This is a genomic window from Cupriavidus lacunae (genome assembly GCF_003353055.1).
GTDB lineage: Bacteria > Pseudomonadota > Gammaproteobacteria > Burkholderiales > Burkholderiaceae > Cupriavidus > Cupriavidus lacunae.
Window position 1 is genome coordinate 1 of sequence record NZ_QKWJ01000025.1, and the last position, 16673, is coordinate 16673.

The 16673-nt window shown below is 65.7% G+C and carries 14 protein-coding genes and 2 tRNA genes; 8 read left to right on the plus strand and 8 right to left on the minus strand.

Annotated features, from left to right (window positions below; genetic code table 11):
* Positions 1-144 precede the first annotated feature (144 nt).
* Positions 145-231: transfer RNA gene (locus DN412_RS19925), tRNA-Leu, on the minus strand.
* Between the two features lie 209 nt (positions 232-440).
* Between DN412_RS19925 and DN412_RS19930 the strand changes: the two genes are divergently transcribed.
* The 3 genes from DN412_RS19930 to DN412_RS19940 all read left to right on the plus strand — a co-directional run bounded on the left by DN412_RS19930 (position 441) and on the right by DN412_RS19940 (position 1866).
* Positions 441-770: a hypothetical protein gene (locus tag DN412_RS19930; RefSeq protein WP_115213177.1), complete on the plus strand. Its 330-nt coding sequence runs from the start codon at positions 441-443 to the stop codon at positions 768-770.
* A gap of 271 nt (positions 771-1041) precedes the next feature.
* On the plus strand, positions 1042-1299 hold the full coding sequence (locus DN412_RS19935) for a hypothetical protein (protein WP_115213178.1): 258 nt from the start codon (positions 1042-1044) through the stop codon (positions 1297-1299).
* A 159-nt stretch (positions 1300-1458) separates the two neighbouring features.
* Positions 1459-1866 carry a heme-binding protein gene (locus DN412_RS19940; protein ID WP_115213239.1) on the plus strand — a complete coding sequence of 136 codons (408 nt, stop codon included), beginning with the start codon at positions 1459-1461 and terminating at the stop codon, positions 1864-1866.
* A 292-nt stretch (positions 1867-2158) separates the two neighbouring features.
* Here the strand turns inward: DN412_RS19940 and DN412_RS19945 are convergent, their stop codons facing one another.
* From DN412_RS19945 to DN412_RS19960, 4 genes are all read right to left on the minus strand, one after another.
* A complete protein-coding gene (locus tag DN412_RS19945) occupies positions 2159-2488 on the minus strand; it encodes a hemin uptake protein HemP (protein ID WP_115213179.1) in 330 nt (109 codons plus the stop codon).
* A gap of 218 nt (positions 2489-2706) precedes the next feature.
* Positions 2707-3120, minus strand: a complete 414-nt coding sequence (locus DN412_RS19950) for an ExbD/TolR family protein (protein WP_115213180.1) — start codon at positions 3118-3120, stop codon at positions 2707-2709.
* Positions 3121-3141: 21 nt separating this feature from the next.
* On the minus strand, positions 3142-3870 hold the full coding sequence (locus DN412_RS19955; protein WP_115213181.1) for a MotA/TolQ/ExbB proton channel family protein: 729 nt from the start codon (positions 3868-3870) through the stop codon (positions 3142-3144).
* 71 nt (positions 3871-3941) lie between these two features.
* Entirely contained in the window at positions 3942-4601 is a 660-nt protein-coding gene (locus tag DN412_RS19960; protein ID WP_115213182.1) for an energy transducer TonB, read from the minus strand.
* A gap of 481 nt (positions 4602-5082) precedes the next feature.
* Between DN412_RS19960 and DN412_RS19965 the strand changes: the two genes are divergently transcribed.
* Positions 5083-7383 carry an AAA family ATPase gene (locus tag DN412_RS19965; protein ID WP_115213183.1) on the plus strand — a complete coding sequence of 767 codons (2301 nt, stop codon included), beginning with the start codon at positions 5083-5085 and terminating at the stop codon, positions 7381-7383.
* Between the two features lie 13 nt (positions 7384-7396).
* On the opposite strand, the gene murI is transcribed toward DN412_RS19965, so the two are convergent.
* From murI to DN412_RS19980, 3 genes are all read right to left on the minus strand, one after another.
* Positions 7397-8206 (minus strand): glutamate racemase, encoded by an 810-nt coding sequence (gene murI, locus DN412_RS19970; protein ID WP_115213240.1) that lies wholly within the window; start codon positions 8204-8206, stop codon positions 7397-7399.
* 103 nt (positions 8207-8309) lie between these two features.
* The gene (locus DN412_RS19975) at positions 8310-9833 is read right to left on the minus strand and encodes a fumarate hydratase (RefSeq protein WP_115213241.1); all 1524 of its coding nucleotides are present in this window, start codon (positions 9831-9833) and stop codon (positions 8310-8312) included.
* Between the two features lie 296 nt (positions 9834-10129).
* On the minus strand, positions 10130-11089 hold the full coding sequence (locus tag DN412_RS19980) for a DMT family transporter (RefSeq protein ID WP_115213184.1): 960 nt from the start codon (positions 11087-11089) through the stop codon (positions 10130-10132).
* A 286-nt stretch (positions 11090-11375) separates the two neighbouring features.
* On the opposite strand from DN412_RS19980, the gene acs reads away from it, so the two are divergent.
* The 4 genes from acs (at position 11376) to DN412_RS20000 (ending at position 16514) form a co-directional block, all read left to right on the plus strand.
* Positions 11376-13358 carry an acetate--CoA ligase gene (gene acs / locus DN412_RS19985; RefSeq protein WP_115213185.1) on the plus strand — a complete coding sequence of 661 codons (1983 nt, stop codon included), beginning with the start codon at positions 11376-11378 and terminating at the stop codon, positions 13356-13358.
* Positions 13359-13459: 101 nt separating this feature from the next.
* A complete protein-coding gene (locus tag DN412_RS19990; protein ID WP_115213186.1) occupies positions 13460-15511 on the plus strand; it encodes a VC_2705 family sodium/solute symporter in 2052 nt (683 codons plus the stop codon).
* A gap of 82 nt (positions 15512-15593) precedes the next feature.
* Positions 15594-15684, plus strand: a tRNA-Ser gene (locus DN412_RS19995).
* A 278-nt stretch (positions 15685-15962) separates the two neighbouring features.
* The gene (locus tag DN412_RS20000) at positions 15963-16514 is read left to right on the plus strand and encodes a BON domain-containing protein (protein WP_244222715.1); all 552 of its coding nucleotides are present in this window, start codon (positions 15963-15965) and stop codon (positions 16512-16514) included.
* Positions 16515-16673: the final 159 nt, after the last annotated feature.

The window sequence follows — 16673 nt, forward strand, 5'->3', positions numbered from 1 at the left end:
GCGCAGCATCGCCGCGCTACGGCGCCGCGCGACTGCCCTCGGCTTCCAGATCCATCCCGTGGGGACAGCTTCATGATAATGGCACCCTCACGGTAGCCGTCTTCAATTCGTTTCTCTGGAGGCTGAAGGGGCGGACATGCGCCCTGGTGCGGCCGACGGGACTCGAACCCGTAAGCCTGGAAAGGCGGCAGATTTTAAGTCTGCTGAGTCTACCAATTTCTCCACGGCCGCACGGCAAGCCCGGTATTGTGGTGGCTTCGCATCCCGGATGCAAGCGCGCAGCGGGAGAGGGTGCCGGCAAGTGGCGCAATCCGGGGCCGCACTGCGTAGAAGTGACGGCATTGTTACGGCTGGTAACAATGTCGTGTGCGCGGTTGCACCTGGAAATTTCCGAACCTCTACAATACCAATTAAGAGAAATCTCACATTGAGAGGCGGATATGAAACGTTGGTGGCTCGCAGCATTCGGTATCGCGGCCGGGTTGGCGTCTGGGGCAGCAATGGCCCATGTAAGCGTCGGCGTGGCGGTCGGCGTGCCGGGCGTGGTGATTGGCGCGCCGGCCTACTATCCGCCCGCTCCGGTCTACTATGGCCCGCCGCCCGTGGTCGTTGCCCCGGCGCCGGTCTACTATGCCCCGCGTCCGGTCTATTACGGTCCGGGCTACTATGGCCCGCCGCGCTATTACGGTGGCTACCGTGGCGGCTACTATGGCCCGCCGGGATACCGTCATGGCCATGGTCATGGTCACGGCCGTTGGCGCGACGACTGATGGCGCGTACCAAGCAAGCTTTTTGAAAGAGAAGGGGCCCTCCAGGGCCCCTTCTCTTTTTCTTGCGGCACTGCGACATGAAGACCACAGGGCAGTTCCAGCAAATTTACGTCTTTCTGATCGCCGTCAAAATATTTGAACGGACTGCTCAAAGGATCACCTCTATCGATATAAGGGTTTTCCCCTAAACTAGGCCCATGACATCGTGATGACGCCTGCTTCGTGGCCTCCGCGGTGCCTGGACCAACCAAGAAGCAAGGGGAATCCCATCATGAAGATCAAGCAAGCCGTTGTTGCCGCCGCCGCGCTGGCGGTGCTGGGCACTGTGTCCAACGCCTCGTTCGCCGCAGTCGGCAAGGTCGACCCGTATCTGGACGGCGCCAAGATCGGCGCAGTCGATCCGTACACCGACGGTGCCAGGGTGGGCAAGCCGGATCCGTTCACCGATGGCGCCCGCGTCAGCAAGGCCGACCCGTACACCGACGGCGCCAAGCTGGGCAAGCCCGATCCGTTCACCGACGGCGCCTGATCCCGGAACCGTGCCCGCATGACAAATGGCCCGCCTCGCGCGGGCCATTTTGCTGTGGGGCGCACCCCGGCACAGGTCGCGGCGGTGCGCCTGCCTGACGATGGCGGGGGTGCGGCGCTATACTTCGGCCTCAACCAAATGAATGACCAGGAGAGTGGCATGCAGCAAAAGACGGTTCTGACGGCAGACGACGTGAAGAAGGTCATGGCCGCAGCGGAAACCGAGGCGAAGAACCATCACTGGGCCGTGTCCATCGTCGTGGTCGACGACGGCGGCCATATGCTGGCCATGCAGCGCCTCGACGGTGCCGCACCGATCTCGGCCTATATCGCCAGTGAGAAGGCCCGTACCTCGGCGCTGGGCCGCCGTGAGTCGAAGATCTATGAAGACATGATCAACAACGGCCGCCAATCGTTCATGACGGCGCCCCTGCTGCAAGGCATGCTGGAGGGCGGCGTGCCCATCGTCTGCAATGAGCAGGTGGTTGGTGCCGTGGGCGTGTCGGGCGTGAAGTCGACCGAAGACGCGCAGATCGCGCGTGCCGGCATCGCCGCGCTGGGCCTGTAAGGCCATTGGCCTACCAATGCGCCGGCGCTTGGGCTGACCATCGCGCCGGCGCATGAAAAAGCCCCGCAGGCATGGCCTGCGGGGCGGCATAAAAGAGGGCATGGCTGGGTGCGGTCGGCCTGGCGTGGGGTCTGAATCCCGCCCGCGAACACTACCTAGCTACTACCCAACACCTCGTTCCGAGGTGGTCCCCACAAAAGTCTTTACTGCCACCTGTGTGGCGCCCGCGCGCGGCGCGGGTCTCGATCGTTTCCCTTTGGCTTCCGCCTCGCGGCAGCGCCGCGGGGCCGCGTCATTTCGTCAGGATCAGCTTGCCGTAGCGCGTCACGCGCAGCGTGTAGACCTCGCCGTTATGCAGGATCGGCAGGGTATTGGCGCCGCGCATGATGGCATCCAGCGCCACCGGCTCGCCGGCCGGCGCCGACGACAGGCTGTCGCGCACCAGCGCCTCCAGGCGGGCGGGCAGCGCCGCCACGGCGGACTTCACGGAAGCGATGGCCGACGGCGCGGCCTTCGCGCCGGCCTCACGGCGCGGTTGCGCGGCCACCTCGACGCGGCGCAGTGACAGCCGGCGGCGGGTGACTTCGCGCGGTTGCGACAGCGGCAGGGTAAGTGTGCTCATCATCTGGCTCCGTTCTGCAATAAGGGAGGGCAATCAGGGGAGGGCGCGCCGCTCGTGGCGCAGTCGATGGAATGATATTAAATGAGAATTGTTATCATTACAATAGCCTTCGACTAAGATTCGGACAACGGCTATGAACTGGCTGGAAGGGCACGCGGAACGACAAAGGGCACCCTGAGTTGCCCTTTGTCGTTCCGCAAGCGCCTGGCGGCGCCCGCTTAGTGCCTGGGTTCGGTGATAAAGCCGATCTTGCCCAGGCCGCCGTGCTGCGCGGCGGCCATGACCTCGGCCACGCGCTCGTAGCGCACCTCGCGGTCGGCGCGCAGGTGCAGCTCAGGCTGCGGCTGCTGCTGCGCGGCCAGCGCGATATTGCTTTCCAGCTTCGCCTGGTCCACCTCCACCTGGTTCCAGAAGACCTTGCCGCTGGCGTCGATCGAGACGTTGATGCTCTGCGGCTTCGGGTCGTTCGGGGTGTTGGTGGCGCGCGGCAGGTCGATCTTCACCGCGTGGTTGATCACGGGGATGGTGATGATGAAGATGATCAGCAGCACCAGCATGACGTCGACCAGCGGCGTCATGTTGATCTCGCTCATCACCTCGTCGTCGTCGCCGTCGAGAGTACCGAATGCCATGATGACTTCCTTGCTAGCGGTTTAGCGCTGTGCCGCGGCCAGGCGCACGGTGCCGTCCTCGGTGCGGGCGCCGCTGGGGCGCACGCGCGCGCCGGTGACGAAGTAGGCGTGCAGGTCGTGGGCAAAGCGGTTGAGCTTCGAGATCACCGACTTGTTGCCGCGGGTGAGGGCGTTATAGCCCAGCACCGCGGGAATTGCCACGGCCAGGCCGAAGGCGGTCATGATCAGCGCCTCGCCCACGGGGCCGGCAACCTTGTCGATGGTCGGCACGCCCGAGGCGCCGATGCCGATCAGCGCGTGGTAGATGCCCCACACGGTGCCGAACAGGCCGACGAACGGTGCGGTCGAGCCCACCGAGGCCAGCACTGCCAGGCCCGACTGCATATGCGCCACCGAGTCATCGATGGAGCTCTTGAGCGAACGGGTCAGCCAGTCGGAGATGTCCATCACGTCGTGCAGTTGCGGCTGGCTGGCGCGATGGTGCTGGGCCGCTTCCTTGCCGGCAACGGCCAGCGTGCGGAACGGGTTGGCATCGCTGGCGCCCAGGGTTTCGAGGGCGTGGTCGAAGTCGTCCGAGTGCCAGAAACGCTTTTCCGCGCCATGCGCCATCTTCTTCAGGCGCACCAGATCCCACGCCTTGGTAAGGATCACGATCCATGAGGAGAGCGACATGATCAGCAGAATGATCGCGGTCGCACGCATGACGAAGTCGCCTTGCGTCCAGAGGTGGGAGAGTCCGAGGTCCTGCATGTGTTGGTTCCTGGTGAGTTCGCTTGGTTTAGGTCAGATCAGTCAGATAGATCAGAGATCGGAAATCGGGGTCAGTTCAGTTCGAAGCCGATCGGCTGCTGCGCCGTGACGGCAACGGCACGGCCGTTGTCCAGGTATGGTTTGCAGCGCATGCCCTGCACGGCTTCCACCGCGGCCTGGTCCAGCCGCGACGATCCGCTCGACGACACCACGGCAGTCTTCACGACCTTGCCGCCCTCGTCGGTGGTCAGGCGCACCACGGCCTTGCCGGTCTCGCCCATGCGGCGCGACTGGGCAGGATACTTCGGTTGCGGCGGCGTGCACTGGATTTCGCCGATGCCGACGGCGCGCGGCGCGGCGGATACTGGTGCCGGGGCGGGTTCAGGGGCCGGTGCCGGGGGTGCGGGCGGCGCGGGCGGGGCCTCGGGCGCATTCGGCGTCGGCGGCAGGCTGGCCACCGGCTGCGGGGTCGGCCTGGGCTGCGGCGGGGTCGGCTTGGGCGTGGTCACCTTCACCTGCTTGGGCGGGGTTTCCTGCTTGGGCTGGGATTTGGGCGGCGCCGGCGGGGCTTCCTGCCTGGGAGGCTCCAGTGGAATGATGCGCGCGATGATCTCGGGCGCGATCACGGCCTCGGTGAGCTTGCGGCCCAGGCCGCTCTGGATCAGGTAGAGCAGGCCGACGTGGAACAGCAGTACGGCGAGCGTAATCTTGAAGAAGCGTTGGTCGAACATGTGTCAACAACAAAAGTCTGCCGGCGGCGGCACCGCAGCGGCTGTGCGCGTCACTTGCGATAGAACAGGATCAGCGAGATGCCGCAACCGACCAGCAGGCTAAGCAGCAATTCCATGATAAACGCTCCTTCAACTCGGTTGCCGTGGGAGCGCCACTCTGGGGCAGCGTGTCAGCTGCTTAGTATAAACGATAATGATTCTTATTTGTTGTGATTTGTGCGTCGCAACTGGAATTTTCCGCCCTGGCACGTTATACCGGCAAGTCCAGACAGTAGTTACGGAGGTCAGACAGTGGTGCGCGCGCATTGGCGCCCTGGCACCTTGCTGCGCTTCGGTGCCCCAGGCCACAGTCGCTGGCGCCCGTTGCGCACGGGCATGCGCGAATGGCATCAAAGCGCGCTAGCATAGGAAGAAACAGCAGACGTGGCGGTGCGCCGGTCGCGGCCCCGCCATCGCGCATAGCGCATTCAGGGACCCGTCCATGGACTTCACACGTTTTGCTGAAGATGACCGATCGACGATTCTGCGCTCCATGCCTGGCACGTCGTCCAGTTCAGCGCTGGACTGGATGTGCGCCCAGTTTGCCCTGCGCGTGGTCTGCGCACTGGGCCCGCGCTTCAACCTGCGCAGCAATATCAACGACGTCCTGACCGTCAGCGCGCAGGAAATGGTGTGGCCGTACGGCGTGGTGCTGCGCGTGCAGCGCTTCCTGGCCGCGCGCTGCGCCGACATGCCTGCGTGGAAGGGCACCGGCCGCCTGAGCCCGGAAGAATTCCTTGACCGCCACGGCCAGTGGAACAGCGCCTTCGACGAAAGCGCGCTGTTCTATTACCTGGACGAGTACGTCAAGCACCACGCCAAGGACATGTTCGCCGTGTTCGATGCCTCGGCCGCTGCCATCGCCCAGCGCCTGGAAGGCGAGCGCGTGCTGCTGGTGCGCAATATCGACATGCTCAGCCATGTACTGGACCTGCCCGAGCACGAGCGCAAGCTGCTGCTGTATGCGGCGCTGGCCAAGTACAAGCGCGACCTGCGCGCGGTGATGGTGGACTGCAAGGTGGCGCACAGCCAGGAGGCATTCCAGATCCTGGCCGGGCTGACCGGCGCCGGTGCGGCCGACGTGGCCGCTTCGCTGCGGCCAGGCTCACGGCTGGAGACCCTGAACCTGATCGAGCAGCCGCTGCCGGAAAACAGCGTGACCGACCTGGGCGACCTGATGCGGCTCTCGGACCGGCTGCTGCACGTGCTGCTTGGCAACTATGCCAACGAGGCCGAGATGATGGCGGTGTTCACGCGCCCGGCCGCGCCGCCCACGCTGACCACTGCCGACTATCCGCATGTCGAGACCGATGCCCGCTACCTTTGCGCGCTGCTGGCCAATGCCACGCGCCAGCATGCCAGCGGCGTCAATGTGCTGATCTACGGCCCGCCCGGCACCGGCAAGACCGAGTTCGCGCGGCTGCTGGCGCGCGAGGCCGGCTGCGAGCTGTATGAGGTGGATTGTTTGGACCGCGACGGCAACAGCCTGTCGGGCAAGGACCGCTACCGCTCGCTGCAGGTGTCGCAGGCCTTCCTGCGCGGGCGCGCCCATACCGCGCTGCTGTTCGACGAGGTAGAAGACGTCTTCCCCGGCAGCGCGCGCGAGCTGATGAGCCTGTTCGGCCAGGAAGATACGCGCGCCTCGGTCAACGGCAAGGCCTGGGTCAACCAGACGCTTGAGCAGAACCCGGTGCCGGTGATCTGGATCTCGAATTCGATCCGGCAGATCGACCCGGCCTACCTGCGCCGCTTCCAGTTCCACCTTGAGCTGAAAATCCCGCCGCCGCTGGTGCGCGAGAACATCATCCGCAAGCACCTGGGCGGCCTGGATGTCAGCGACGCCTTCATCACCGGCCTGGCCGGGCGCAAGACGCTGACGCCGGCACAGGTGCAGTCGGCCGCGCGCTTTGTCGAACTGGCACGGCCCGACGTGGAAGAACCGGTGGAAGCGCTGATCCTGCGCCAGCTGGAACACGCCGACCGCGCCATGGGGCTGCGCCCCGAGGCCGAGGCGCGGCCGGTGGTCACGCACTACCGGCTGGAGAACCTGCACCTGGAAACCCGCTACGAGGTGGTCAAGATGGTCGACGCGCTGCGCGTGCGCCAGCGCGGCACGCTGTGCTTCTATGGTCCGCCCGGCACCGGCAAGACCGCGCTGGCCGAGCATATGGCGGCCGAGCTGGACCTGCCGCTGATGATCCGCCGCGCCTCGGACCTGATGAGCAAGTATGTGGGCGAGACCGAGCAGCAGATCGCCGCCATGTTCGCGCGCGCCGAAGAGGACGGCGCGGTGCTGCTGCTGGACGAGGCCGACAGCTTCATGCAGAGCCGCCAGCAGGCGGTGCGCAACTATGAGATCTCCGAGGTCAACGAGATGCTGCAGGGCATGGAGCGCTTCAACGGCATCTTTATCTGCACCACCAACCTGTTCGACCGCATCGACGAGGCCGCGCTGCGGCGTTTCTCGTTCAAGATCCGCTTCCTGGCGCTCAAGCCCTCGCAGCGCGTGGCAATGTTTGTCGACGAGGCGCTCGACGGCGACGCCGCCGGCCTGACCGACAGCATGCGCCGTGAGCTCGATACGATGGATTGCCTGACGCCGGGCGACTTTGCCACGGTCAAGCGCCAGTGCGTGCTGCTGGGCGAGGCGCTGACGCCCGATGAATTCCTGGCGCAGCTGCGCCAGGAGCATGCGATCAAGCCCGAGGTGCGCGAGCACCGGCCGCTGGGCTTCCTGCAGTAGGGGAAGGCGCCGGTCAGAGCGCCGGCGCCGGCTCGATCACCACCGTTTCCGTATCCGCGTCCACCTGCAGCAGCGAGGCTGCCATCGCGCGCAGGTGCGTGGCGTCCTTGGTGGAGGCAAAGCGGTCGTGCGTCGTGGCATCGGGCGCGGCGGCCAGCTTGTGCTCGGCCAGCTTGCGCGCCAGCTGGCGCGCGATGGCGCTGCCGGTGTCGACCAGCGCAAGCTGGTCGCCAACCATCGCCCGGATGGTGCCGGAGAGAAAAGGGTAGTGGGTGCAGCCCAGCACCAGTGTGTCGGCGCCGGCTTCCAGCATCGGGGTCAGGTAGGCGTCCAGGCGCTGGCGCACGGCCGGGCCATCGGTCTCACCCTGTTCGATCAAGGACACCAGGCCCAGGCCCGCCTCGCACAGGAAGCGGCTTTCGCCTTCCAGCGATGCCAGCAGCCGCGCGAACTTGGCGCTCTTGAGGGTATTGGCGGTGGCCAGCACGCCCACGACCTTGCTGCGGCTGGCGGCGGCGGCGGGCTTCAGGCCCGGCTCGACGCCGATGATCGGCACCGTCAGCCGCTCGCGCAGCGTCTGCACCGCATGCATGGTGGCGGTATTGCAGGCGATCACCAGCGCCTTGCAACCCTGGCCGAGCAGCCATTCGCAGGCCTGCAGCGTGCGCGCCTCGACAAACGCCTCGGGCTTCTCGCCATAGGGCGCGTATTTTGAATCCGCCAGGTACAGCAGCGATTCATGGGGCAGCTGCGCGCGGATCTCGCGCAGCACGGACAGGCCGCCAAGGCCGGAATCGAAGACGCCGATGGGTGCGGGGTTCACGAGGATGCGGGGATGCGAGGGCGACAAGAACAAGGGCAGAAAAAAACCGGGTCGTAGCCCGGTTTTTTCGAGCGCGACGGCAGATTCTACCGTCTTGCCGGCTTTACAGCGCGGCGACCGGGATCTTGCCGATCTTGGCCTGCCATTCGGCGGGGCCGGTCTTGTGCACCGAGGTGCCTTCGCTGTCCACGGCGACGGTCACGGGCATGTCCTTGACGTCGAACTCGTAGATGGCTTCCATGCCCAGGTCTTCGAAGCCGACCACCCTGGCTTCCTTGATCGCCTTGGCCACCAGGTAGGCGGCGCCGCCCACGGCCATCAGGTAGGCCGACTTGTGCTTCTTGATCGCCTCGATCGCCACCGGGCCGCGCTCGGCCTTGCCGATCATCGAGATCAGGCCGGTTTCGGCCAGCATCATCTCGGTGAACTTGTCCATGCGCGTGGCGGTGGTGGGGCCGGCCGGGCCGACCGCCTCGTCGCGCACCGGATCGACCGGGCCGACGTAGTAGATCACGCGGTTCTTGAAGTCCACCGGCAGCCTCTCGCCCTTGGCCAGCATGTCGGCGATGCGCTTGTGCGCGGCGTCGCGGCCGGTCAGCATCTTGCCGTTGAGCAGCAGGGTCTGGCCCGGCTTCCACGAGGCCACTTCTTCCGGCGTCAGCGTGTTCAGGTCGACGCGCTTGGAGGTCTCGGTGTTCGGTGCCCACTCCACCTGCGGCCATTGCGACAGGTCAGGCGCTTCCAGCCTGGCCGGGCCGCTGCCGTCCAGGGTGAAGTGCACGTGGCGGGTGGCGGCGCAGTTGGGGATCATCGCGACCGGCTTGGATGCGGCGTGCGTCGGGCTGGCCATGATCTTGACGTCCAGCACGGTGGCCAGGCCGCCCAGGCCCTGGGCGCCGATGCCCAGCGCGTTGACCTTCTCGTAAAGCTCGACGCGCAGTTCCTCGACCCAGTCCTTCGGGCCGCGGGCGATGATGTCCTGGATGTCGATGGACTCCATCAGCGATTCCTTGGCCATCACCATCGCCTTTTCGGCGGTGCCGCCGATGCCGATGCCCAGCATGCCCGGCGGGCACCAGCCGGCGCCCATGGTCGGCACGGTCTTGAGCACCCAGTCGACGATCGAGTCGGACGGGTTCAGCATGACGAACTTGGACTTGTTCTCCGAGCCGCCGCCCTTGGCCGCGACCTGGATGTCGACGGTATTGCCCGGCACCACTTCGTAGTGGATCACGGCCGGGGTGTTGTCCTTGGTGTTCTTGCGGGCGCCTTCGGGCGGGCTGACGATCGAGGCGCGCAGCACGTTGTCGGGGTGCGTGTAGCCGCGGCGCACACCTTCGTTGATCATGTCGGTCAGGCCCATGGTGGCGCCGTCCCAGCGCACGTCCATCCCCACCTTGACGAAGATCGTGACGATGCCGGTGTCCTGGCAGATCGGGCGCTTGCCCTCGGCGCACATGCGGCTGTTGGTCAGGATCTGCGCAATCGCGTCCTTGGCCGCCGGGCTCTGCTCCAGCTCATAGGCGCGGCCCAGGCTGGTGATGTAGTCCATCGGGTGGTAGTAGCTGATGTACTGCAGGGAGTCGGCGACGCTCTGGATGAGGTCTTCTTGCTTGATGACAGTCATTTTGTGGGGGAGGGCAGCGGTGAAACACAGCCTGAAATCATACACTGAGCCGGGGCGCTCTGCCCGGTTGCATACATCCGTCCACAACCGATAATGTGCAGCAAGCGGTGCCTTGGCCGGGGTGGCCGGCCTGAAAGCAAAAACCGCGGCACATGGCCGCGGTTTTGCAAGGACAAAACGCCTGTATTTCTTGATGTGATTCTGGCTTCCCGTGGGGCCGGCCGGGTGCGACACCATCCGGTCCACCCAGGCCATGGCGATAGCCGACAGCAGGAACGCCAGGTGGATCGCCACACTCATCCAGCCGCGCCGCCGTCCGCACCGGCGGGTTTGCTGCGCCAGGCGGCGCGCGCCAGCCGCCCCGGCCAGCTGGCCAGCACGATCCCGGCCAGCACGCACACCAGCGCTACCCCATGCGGCCAGCCCGGCTGCTCGCCCAGGAAGACGATGCCATAGGTGGCAGCCGCCACTGGCAGCACCGAGGTGAACACCCCTGCCAGCTGCGCCGGCACATGGCGGATGCCCTTCATCCACAGCCAGAACGAGAACACGCTGGCCGACAGCGCGTACCACAGCACCATCAGCCAGGTCTGCGCCGGCACCGCAGCGGCATCGAAGCTCAGCAGCGGGACCAGCCCCAGCGGCAGCATCAGCAGCCCGCCGATCAGGTGCGTATAGGCGCAGATCTCGATCGCGGCCAGCGTCTGCGTGAGCCGGCGCGACAGGATCACGTAGATCGATTCGCACACCACCGCGCCCATGATCATCAGGTTGCCCAGCCATGCCTGGCTGCCATTGCCCGCGCCGTGGGAATCGCCCCGGGCGATGTTGAGCACCGCGATGCCGGTCATCGCCAGCAGCACCGACAGCACCGTGCGCCGCGACAGCCGTTCGCGCAGCAGCAGCCACGACAGGATTGCCACCGTCGCGGGGATGGTGCTGGTGATCACGCCGGCGGCCATGGCGCTGGTCAGCCGCACGCCATTGAGCATCAGCAGCGTAAACAGGAAGGTGCCGAAGAACGCCTGCAGGAACAGGTTCAGCCATTCCCCGCGCGAGACCCGGCGCATGCGCGCGGGCCGGTACCAGGGCGCCAGGCAGACGATGGCAATGACAAAGCGCAGCAGCGCGAACAGCAGCACCGGCACATGCGCGATGATCGATTTGCCGAGCCCCACATTGCTGCCGACCAGCGCCATGGAGGCGATCAGGAAAAGGGCGTAGACGGGTGCGAAAGCAGGCGCATTGGCGGGCACGGGATACTTGCCTTGGTGGTCCGGCGGGCGGGCCGGCGGTCGGCGCGGCAGCCTCTGTGCCGGTCGAAGGCGGCAAGGGAGAGCGCCGCGTTCGGGTATCGGGTCCGCGGCCATTATAGCTGTGCTAGCCTAATGGAGAAGGCTGCACATTCGCGCCGGGCGGCGCGGCTGCCCCGTTGCGCTGCAGCATGCGGGGGAGCTGTGTTCCCCGCCGACCGTCAGGTTTAAGTAAGCCGTCGGGCGTACCTTGGCAGCCAAAGCCAGTTCAAAGTCAGGAGACAAGTCCATGTCCACCATCGAATCGGTGATGCAAGAGCATCGCGTGTTCAACCCGCCCGAGGCCTTCGCCAGTCAGGCCGCGATCCCCAGCATGGAGGCCTACCGCGCCCTGTGCGACGAAGCCGAGCGCGACTACGAAGGCTTCTGGGCCCGCCACGCACGCGAGCTGCTGCACTGGAACAAGCCCTTCACCAAGGTGCTGGACGAGAGCAACGCGCCGTTCTACAAGTGGTTCGAGGACGGCGAGCTCAATGCCTCCTACAACTGCCTGGACCGCAACCTGCAAAACGGCAACGCCGACAAGGTCGCCATCGTGTTCGAGGCCGATGACGGCACCGTGACCCGCGTCACCTACCGCGAACTGCACGGCAAGGTGTGCCGCTTCGCCAACGGCCTGAAGTCGCTCGGCATCAGGAAGGGCGACCGCGTGGTGATCTACATGCCGATGTCGGTCGAAGGCGTGGTCGCGATGCAGGCCTGCGCGCGCCTGGGCGCCACGCACTCGGTGGTGTTCGGCGGGTTCTCGGCCAAGTCGCTGCAGGAGCGGCTGGTGGACGTGGGCGCGGTGGCGCTGATCACCGCCGACGAGCAGATGCGCGGCGGCAAGGCGCTGCCGCTGAAGGCGATTGCCGACGACGCGCTCGCGCTGGGCGGCTGCGAGGCCGTCAGGAACGTGATCGTCTACCGCCGCACCGGTGGCAAGGTCGCCTGGACCGAAGGCCGCGACCGCTGGATGGAAGACGTCAGTGCCAACCAGCCGGACACCTGCGAGGCCGAGCCGGTCAGTGCCGAGCATCCGCTGTTCGTGCTCTACACCTCCGGCTCCACCGGCAAGCCCAAGGGCGTGCAGCACTGCACCGGCGGCTACCTGCTGTGGGCGCTGATGACGATGAAGTGGAGCTTCGACATCAAGCCCGACGACCTGTTCTGGTGTACCGCCGACATCGGCTGGGTCACCGGCCACACCTATATCGCCTACGGCCCGCTGGCCGCCGGCGCCACCCAGGTGGTGTTCGAAGGCGTGCCGACCTACCCGAACGCCGGCCGCTTCTGGGACATGATCGCGCGCCACAAGGTCAGCATCTTCTATACCGCGCCGACGGCGATCCGCTCGCTGATCAAGGCCGCCGAGGCCGACGAGAAGATCCACCCCAGGCAATACGACCTGTCCAGCCTGCGCCTGCTGGGCACCGTGGGCGAGCCGATCAATCCGGAAGCCTGGATGTGGTACTACAAGAACATCGGCAACGAGAACTGCCCGATCGTCGACACCTTCTGGCAGACCGAGACCGGCGGCCACATGATCACGCCGCTGCCGGGCGCCACGCCGCTGGTGCCGGGCTCGTGCACGCTGCCGCTGCCGGGCATCATGGCCGCCATCGTCGACGAGACCGGTCATGACGTGCCCAACGGCAACGGCGGCATCCTGGTGGTCAAGCGCCCGTGGCCGGCCATGATCCGCACCATCTGGGGCGATCCGGAGCGCTTCAAGAAGAGCTATTTCCCCGAAGAGCTCGGCGGCACGCTCTACCTGGCCGGCGACGGTTCGATCCGCGACAAGGACACCGGCTACTTCACCATCATGGGCCGCATCGACGACGTGCTGAACGTCTCGGGCCACCGCATGGGCACGATGGAAATCGAGTCGGCGCTGGTCGCCAACCCGCTGGTGGCCGAAGCCGCCGTGGTGGGCCGTCCCGACGACATGACCGGCGAAGCCATCTGCGCCTTCGTCGTGCTCAAGCGCTCGCGCCCCGATGGCGACGAGGCCGTCAAGATCGCCACCGAGCTGCGCAACTGGGTCGGCAAGGAGATCGGCCCGATCGCCAAGCCCAAGGACATCCGCTTTGGCGACAACCTGCCCAAGACGCGCTCGGGCAAGATCATGCGCCGCCTGCTGCGGTCGCTGGCCAAGGGGGAGGAGATCACGCAGGACACTTCGACGCTGGAGAACCCGGCCATCCTGGAGCAGCTCAAGCAGGCGCAGTGACCCTGTAGCGCAGGCCTGACCGCAACCCTGAACCCGCCGCCGCGTTCCCGCGCGCCGGCGGGTTTGTTACGATAGCTCCCCACCGACCACGGACCGTCCCCATGCCTGAAGCCCAGTCGCGCTTTCGCCGACGGTTGCTGCTGTACTACGGCCTGTTCACGCTGGGGTTGTTCGGCTTCGTCGGCATGATGGGGCTGCTGGAGCAGTCCAATGCCGATGGGCTGTGGCTGGGCTACGTCTTCCTGTTTGTCACCATCGCGATCTATGCCTGCATCGGGCTGATCTGCCGCACCTCGGACCTCAGCGAGTATTACGTCGCGTCGCGGCGCGTGCCGGCCATGTTCAACGGCATGGCGATCGCCGCCGACTGGATGAGCGCGGCGTCCTTTATCGGCCTGGCCGGCATCCTGTTTTCGTCCGGCTACGAAGGGCTGGCCTATGTGATGGGCTGGACGGGCGGCTACTGTCTGGTGGCCTTCCTGCTGGCGCCGTACCTGCGCAAGTACGGCGGCTACACCATCCCGGATTTTCTCGCCGCGCGGTATGGCAACGGCAAGCCTGGCGGAAACCTGCCGGTGCGTGCGATCGCGGTGCTGGCGGCCTCGCTCTGCTCCTTCGTTTACCTGGTCGCGCAGATCCAGGGCGTGGGGCTGGTGGTGACGCGCTTTATCGGCGTGGAGTTTGCCGTCGGGATCTTCTTCGGGCTGGCGGGCATCCTGGTCTGCTCGTTCCTGGGCGGCATGCGCGCGGTCACGTGGACGCAGGTGGCGCAGTACATCATGATGATCGTGGCTTTCCTGGTCACGGTATCGATGATTGCCTGGAAGCATCACCAGGAACCGCTGCCGCAGCTCAGCTACGGCACGCTGCTGTCGCAGCTCGACACGCGCGAAAAGCAGCTGGAGCGCGAGCCCGCCGAGCAGGCCGTGCGCGAGTATTACCGGCAGCAGGCCATCCTGCTGCAGGAGCGCATCGCCCGGCTGCCCGATTCCTTCGCGCAGGAGCGCGACGCGCTCGACGCGCGCCTGCAGGACCTGCGCACGCGCAACGCCCCGCTGCGCGAGATCAAGTCGCTGGAGCGGGAGCGGCTGGAATTCCCGCGCGACGCCGCGGCCGCGCAGCAGCAATGGAACCAGCAGCGCGAAGATGCGCTGGCCCGCAGCCGCAATTCGATGTCGTCCACCGAACCCTATCCCGCGGCATCCGAGCAGGAGCGCAAGACCAAGCGGCTCAATTTCGTCTTGCTGGTGTTCTGCCTGATGGTAGGCACGGCCAGCTTGCCGCACATCCTGACGCGGCTCTACACCACGCCGTCGGTCAAGGAAACGCGCAACTCCGTCGCCTGGGCCGTGTTCTGCATCGCCTTGCTGTACGTGTCAGCGCCCACGCTGGCAGCGCTGGTGAAATACGAGTTCTTCCAGCACCTGGTCGGCACCCCCTACGCTGAATTGCCGCAGTGGGTGGTGCAGTGGCGCAAGGTCGATCCACCGGTGTTCAGCATCCGCGATGTCAATGGCGACGGCATCGTGCAATGGGCAGAGATCCTGCTGCAGCCCGACATGATCGTGCTGGCCGCCCCGGAAATCGCTGGCCTGCCATACGTGATCTCCGGCCTGATCGCCGCCGGCGCCCTGGCCGCGGCGCTGTCCACCGCCGACGGCCTGCTGCTGACCATCGCCAACGCGCTCTCGCACGACGTCTTCTATCACATGGTCGACCGCCAGGCGAGCCACCAGCGCCGCGTCACCACTGCCAAGATCGTGCTGCTGGCCGTCGCGCTTTTCGCCTCTTACGTCACATCGCTGCGCCCGGGCAACATCCTCTTCTTGGTCGGCGCCGCCTTCTCGCTGGCCGCCTCCAGCTTCTTCCCAGTACTGGTCCTCGGCATCTTCTGGCGCCGCACCACCGCCGCCGGCGCCGTCGCCGGCATGGCCGCCGGACTGGGCGTGGCGGTCTACTACATCATCGTCAACTACCCGTTCTTCACCCGCATGACCGGCATCTTCGGCAACCGCTGGTTCGGCGTCGACCCCATCGCCTCCGGCGCCTTCGGTGTGCCGGCGGGCTTCGCCGTGGCCATCCTCGTCAGCCTGCTGACGCCACACAATGCGCCGGTGATCGACCGGCTGGTGAGCTACCTGCGCAAGGGGTAGGGCGGGGGCTGTTGCGTAAGGCGCGATACGGCGACGAAGCACTGGATTCGCCAGACAACTCTGCTATAATCTCGGACTTCCCGGAGAGATGGATGAGTGGTTTAAGTCGCACGCCTGGAAAGCGTGTATAGGTTAATAGCCTATCGGGGGTTCGAATCCCCCTCTCTCCGCCACGTATACAGTAATGCCTTGCGAGTTAGCGGCAGCTAACGGCAGGGTCATAAAGCGCCATGAGGGTCATTCCCCGTGGCGCTTTTTGTTTGCCTGAAGCGCCTCGATAAGCTTTCGCCAAGCACTGCCCGTGAGTGCGCGTGCCATTCTTAGCCCATCATTCCGTCCATCAGCGAATGGCCGGATGGTGACGGAACATCTAGACTTCACCGGGCAAGAAACGAGCTGATCAATGGCCATCACAACGTCGATCTCTTCTCGCCGGCGCCCTGTCTCAAGGATGCAATGGGGCATGCTTTGCGCGCTGCTGCTAACGCCGGGCACCCATGCCGAGGACGACCTGCAGAATCGCGGTCATGACCCGTTTTTCCAGGTCTCATCCGCGATTCCTGACTGCCCCGAGCCCGCCGGCCCACGTGTGAATGAAGCTGAGTGGAAGCGCGACTCGCATCATCGCATCGAGCACGGCAACCACTGCTGGCTGGAAGGGCGCTGCCGCCTGCCGAATGCCTTCGCTTACGATGAGGAGATTGCCGACAGCACGCGCCGCCGGCTGCAATGGCTGACGGCCAGCTTGCCTGCGTGGCGGCAGAGTACCTTGTGGGTGACGGTGTGGCAACGCTGGATACTAATCCAGGGCTGCGTGGCGCCGGGCTTTCCTGTCGCGCCGTTTATGGCTGCGTTGCGCGAGGTTCCTGATGTCGAGCGCGTCGTTGACGAAACCACTGCACATCCGGAGCGGGGGGTGCCTTATGCGTTGTTCCGCAAAGACCTGTCACGGCATGGCAGCACGAAAGCGCAAGCGGGCGAGGGTTCCGTGCAGGGCAAGTGACCAGGCCAGGCATGCGAGCGGTCCTGCGGCGCTGACGCCTGGGGGGCTAAAAGAAAAGCCCTCGGCCAGGGTAGGCGAGGGCTGAAATGGTATGGGGCGAGTCGCGGAACCGCCCCTGATGAATGGTCGTATAGGGATAGCGATCGTGCATCCCTCTAA